Below are 3,793 nucleotides of genomic sequence, written 5' to 3'. Positions count from 1 at the left end.
TGTTTTCATAGAGGGCCACAGCATCACGTTTGAACTGTTCGGAGTACCTAGGCATGGTGGTAGATTACCTTTCTTCCCAACCCAACCGGGCTGGATATCAGGTGTCCACCAAACAGGGGTCAGGTCCTAACCAAGAGCCGAATGCAACCGCTGCCGATTCCACCAACACACCCAACCCGCCGTAGCAGCCTCCAACTGAGCAACCGAGCCAAAGAACCGGCCACGTACAAGCTCAGTCTTATACGCACCGTTAACCGACTCAGCCAGGGCATTATCGTATGAATCTCCAGTAGATCCTACAGACAACTGAACACCCAGCTGGATCAGCTCACGAGTGTAATCCTCAGCCACATACTGCGAACCACGGTCCGAGTGATGCACCACCTGCGTCAAATCAGACCCTGAACGCCTGGCTTCAAACAAAGCCTGCTTGAGAGCCATCAGCGGCATCCCCAGCGTATGCATACTCGAGGAAACACCCCAGCCCACAATTTTCCGGCTGAACACATCAGTGATGAACGCGGTGTAGCAAAACCCGCCAGCAGTCGGTAGGTCTGGTCCCGGCCAATAGCCCAGCCTGCTCGTCTCAACGCTTGCCACATTTTGCGCACGCCATAGACTCCGTAGTTCTCCTGGTGGATTCTGATCAGTTCAGGAATGAGGAGCTGGTCGGATAGTGATCTGGCTGAAGCGACACGGCCAATTGCGCGGTAATAGCCGCTGGCCGTCATGAAGCCACCGTCAAGGTGCTCGGATAGGACTTGGCAGATGGGCTCGACCCCGAAAAGATCCTTATAAGTGTTGATGAATCGGATCATCATCGGGCCGGTGCCTCGAGCTCGGCTGCGAAAAAAGCTGAGGCGGTTTTCAAAATCTCGTTGGCCCTGCGTAGTTCCGCGTTTTCTCGTTTTAGGCGTCTGATTTCGGCCGCCCGTCACTCGTAGTAGTGATTTCTTTGCCGGTGTCGAGGGCGGCGTTGTTGCACCAGCGGGCCAGGGTGTTGTGGGAAATTCCTAGCCGAGGGGCTATGTCTTTGATTGCTGCGGTTATGGACGGGGCGTCGGGGTGGTTGAGTCGGTCGCCTACGAGTTGTACTGCTCGTTCTTTGAATTCTTGGGGGTATTTGGTGGGTATGGTTTTTATTGTTCCTTCCGGTGGGGTGTGGGTGGAAGGTGTGGGCTGAACCCAGTACATATCAAGCCAGCCAATTACTGATGTCCGTACAAACACAAGACAGCCCTCTCGCCCATAGCCACGTTGCAGAGGTATCTCGAAATAGATTTACCAGTTGCCGTTATCAGGTACAATAATCTTCACTGAGCACGCAGAATCAGAGGTAACATACTCGCCATACTTACCTGCAGAATAAGTTATTTCCCCATCAAGCTCAGTCTTCACCGCTATACTACGACTATTCTCAGAAGGGCGAATATTTTTAGGCTGTAGCCCTAAAGACTCCCAGTATTCCCATACTGCATCTACCTTCTTCTCATACTCTGCAGCAGAATAGTTCACGTCATTCTCAAGAATCACTCCATAACTACCCTGATCTTCACCTGCATCTGTTTGACCGCAATATCCCACAGGATCCATAGCATCAAACTTCTCCAGCGAAAAATCAGAATCATCAGCAAGGCGAAAAGTCAACGGATCAGTACCAGCAGCTTTAAGAGTTCCCTTAGTAATATCGCGAAACTCCTGCTCCATCTCGCTACCGTTTGCTGTTGAACCACTAGCAGAACTTGACGATTTATCCTTCTCAGCATCGCCACAGCCCGACAATACGTTCACACTAACCAACCCCACCGCTAATAGATTCAAAAAAACCAAATTCTTTTTCACTGAATTTCCTCATCTCACTTACTTTCAAAATTAATTAAATCTGATTGCGCTATATCTTGAGACGATTTAATTTTCTGCATCAATTCCGTGGGAACTTTCCCGTCCACCAAATCATCAGCAGTGACACGTCTCAAGACGGGTTCCCCCCTAAAATCCTGTTCAAAATACCAAGGCTGATAAAACTTCTTCTGGAGATCTTCGGAATAACCCATAGAAGCTCGCGCCCCATAGGTAAGACTCAGGGTATCAGCATAAACAAAGCCTTGCTCACCTGGTTTGCTTTCAAAAGAATGCGTATCCACATCTTCATAGTAATGACCGTCAGCACTGATGCCTTCTGTAGACTGAAAACGCTGCGCATCAATCATAAGTTCAGGAGTAACATGAGGCTCTCCAGACACTACTGGCCCCACAAAAGGAAGCCACCCAGGCACGCACCCACCCGGCGCCGTCCAATCCTCGAGAGAATCCGTATAAAAAATTTGTTGTTTTCCCTTTTGGCTTCGATCAACTTTCCAACCATCACCCCAATTAGAATCAGCAACCCAATCTACCCCGATACCTGCTGATATGTACGTGGTTTAGTTCCGACAATTGTTTTTTGTTTATTTTCAATGTACGGGAGCGGAACTAAACCCAGTACATATCACTCATCTTTTATTCCTACGCTTGCTCACCAGAATAAACCTGAGCTGAAGACTCGTCACCCTTAAACCCAGCAAAACACTGCGTATCAGCCTCCACCGATTCACCACCAATCCCAGCGGTATAAACCACCACAGTGCCGTGCTCTAAATCGGTGGCGATCTGAAACATGCCCTTACTCTCACCTACGTTGCGTACCTTCAATCCCCGAGACTCCCAAGCTTGTCGAACTTTTTCTACTTGACTTTGGTAATCCTCATTGTGAAGGTTTTGATCATAGGTGGTACCCGCGTTCAATTTAATCTGCCCTTTTCCTTCATCATCGCAGCTCCAGGGAATAGTATCCGCCCACGACGCTTCTTTATAGGGAAAAGGCTTCGTATTGTTCATCCATCGGAACTTCGCCTCATTACCGTTAGCACTAGCAGCAACAGTCACCGCAGAGTACATATCTTTGAAAACTTCATTGACATCAGGCTCCACAGCCTCATTCTTCTGATCCACAGAACCACATCCTGACAATACAAAAACTAAAACAACCACAACCGACAAAAAAATACGCTTCATCGCATTACTCTCCTTCGCCTTACAATCTGCTGGTCAAAAGGTACTACTTGATACCTAGGATGCCATCTTAAATAGTTTGTACCGTGCTCTGCTGAGATTCCGGCCCCGTCGTCGTCGGCTTCTGCCTCGTAGCTTTTACCTTTTGGCTCATTCCCAGAGGGATAACGCTTCGTACCTATTGTTGAGCAGCGTACACCACAGGATCCTCCGCAGGAGAATCCTCGTGATAGAACTCAGAAATACACTTAGAGGTAGCTTCAATGTCTTCCCCGCGAACACTTGCGGTGTACAGCAAATTGATATCTGTATCTGTCACCGTAAGAATCTGTTTCTTCTCGGGGTCTTTAGGATTGGAAATATCTTTTACTTCCCATCCCTGAGACTCCCAATACGCAGCAACCTTATCGGTCGCTTCCTGAGGATTCGTGTATCCCAAGTTCAGCTTATAGGTGTCATACATACCATTCAGCCGTGCGACGTCCTCATTATCGCAAGAACGTAAATTATTCTTCATATCAGTCCATTTGGCTTTATCTAGATATGGAAACGGTTCGGTGCCATTTTTCCACTGAAAATCGTCCCGATGCACACTGAGGCTTATTCAAAAGTAGGCACGCACCCCACACCCACCAACTAGACAACGGCCCCACCCGCGGCAAAAATATGAGCGTTAAATCTCTACAAATAACCTCAAGCCATACCGGACAAGACCGTTGCTACACCAGCGTACAACCGGCCT

The 3,793-nt window shown here is 48.5% G+C and carries 6 protein-coding genes and 1 pseudogene; all 7 read right to left on the bottom strand.

The annotated features are described in order from the left end of the window. Nucleotides 1–126: 126 nt before the first annotated feature. On the bottom strand, nt 127–600 hold the full coding sequence (locus L6963_RS11960) for a transposase (protein ID WP_423816850.1): 474 nt from the start codon (nt 598–600) through the stop codon (nt 127–129). Next, nucleotides 555–731 (bottom strand): annotated as a pseudogene (locus tag L6963_RS11955) (IS3 family transposase); the annotation flags it as partial. The gene L6963_RS11960 and the pseudogene L6963_RS11955, both read right to left, overlap by 46 nt. A gap of 178 nt (nt 732–909) precedes the next feature. After that, entirely contained in the window at nt 910–1,230 is a 321-nt protein-coding gene (locus L6963_RS11640; RefSeq protein WP_237207707.1) for a transposase, read from the bottom strand. A gap of 51 nt (nt 1,231–1,281) precedes the next feature. Further along, nucleotides 1,282–1,842, bottom strand: a complete 561-nt coding sequence (locus L6963_RS11635; RefSeq protein ID WP_237207708.1) for a hypothetical protein — start codon at nt 1,840–1,842, stop codon at nt 1,282–1,284. A gap of 14 nt (nt 1,843–1,856) precedes the next feature. Further along, nucleotides 1,857–2,243, bottom strand: coding sequence for a hypothetical protein (locus L6963_RS11630; RefSeq protein ID WP_237207709.1), 387 nt, complete (start codon nt 2,241–2,243; stop codon nt 1,857–1,859). Between the two features lie 262 nt (nt 2,244–2,505). After that, on the bottom strand, nt 2,506–3,054 hold the full coding sequence (locus tag L6963_RS11625) for a hypothetical protein (RefSeq protein WP_237207710.1): 549 nt from the start codon (nt 3,052–3,054) through the stop codon (nt 2,506–2,508). Nucleotides 3,055–3,229: 175 nt separating this feature from the next. Further along, nucleotides 3,230–3,643 carry a hypothetical protein gene (locus L6963_RS11620; protein WP_237207720.1) on the bottom strand — a complete coding sequence of 138 codons (414 nt, stop codon included), beginning with the start codon at nt 3,641–3,643 and terminating at the stop codon, nt 3,230–3,232. Between the last annotated feature and the right edge of the window lie 150 nt (nt 3,644–3,793).

Source organism: Rothia nasimurium (assembly GCF_928392795.1).
Classification (GTDB): Bacteria; Actinomycetota; Actinomycetes; order Actinomycetales; family Micrococcaceae; genus Rothia; species Rothia nasimurium_F.
The sequence above is the reverse complement of the archived record's forward strand: the minus strand, read 5'-3'. Positions and strand labels throughout refer to the sequence as shown.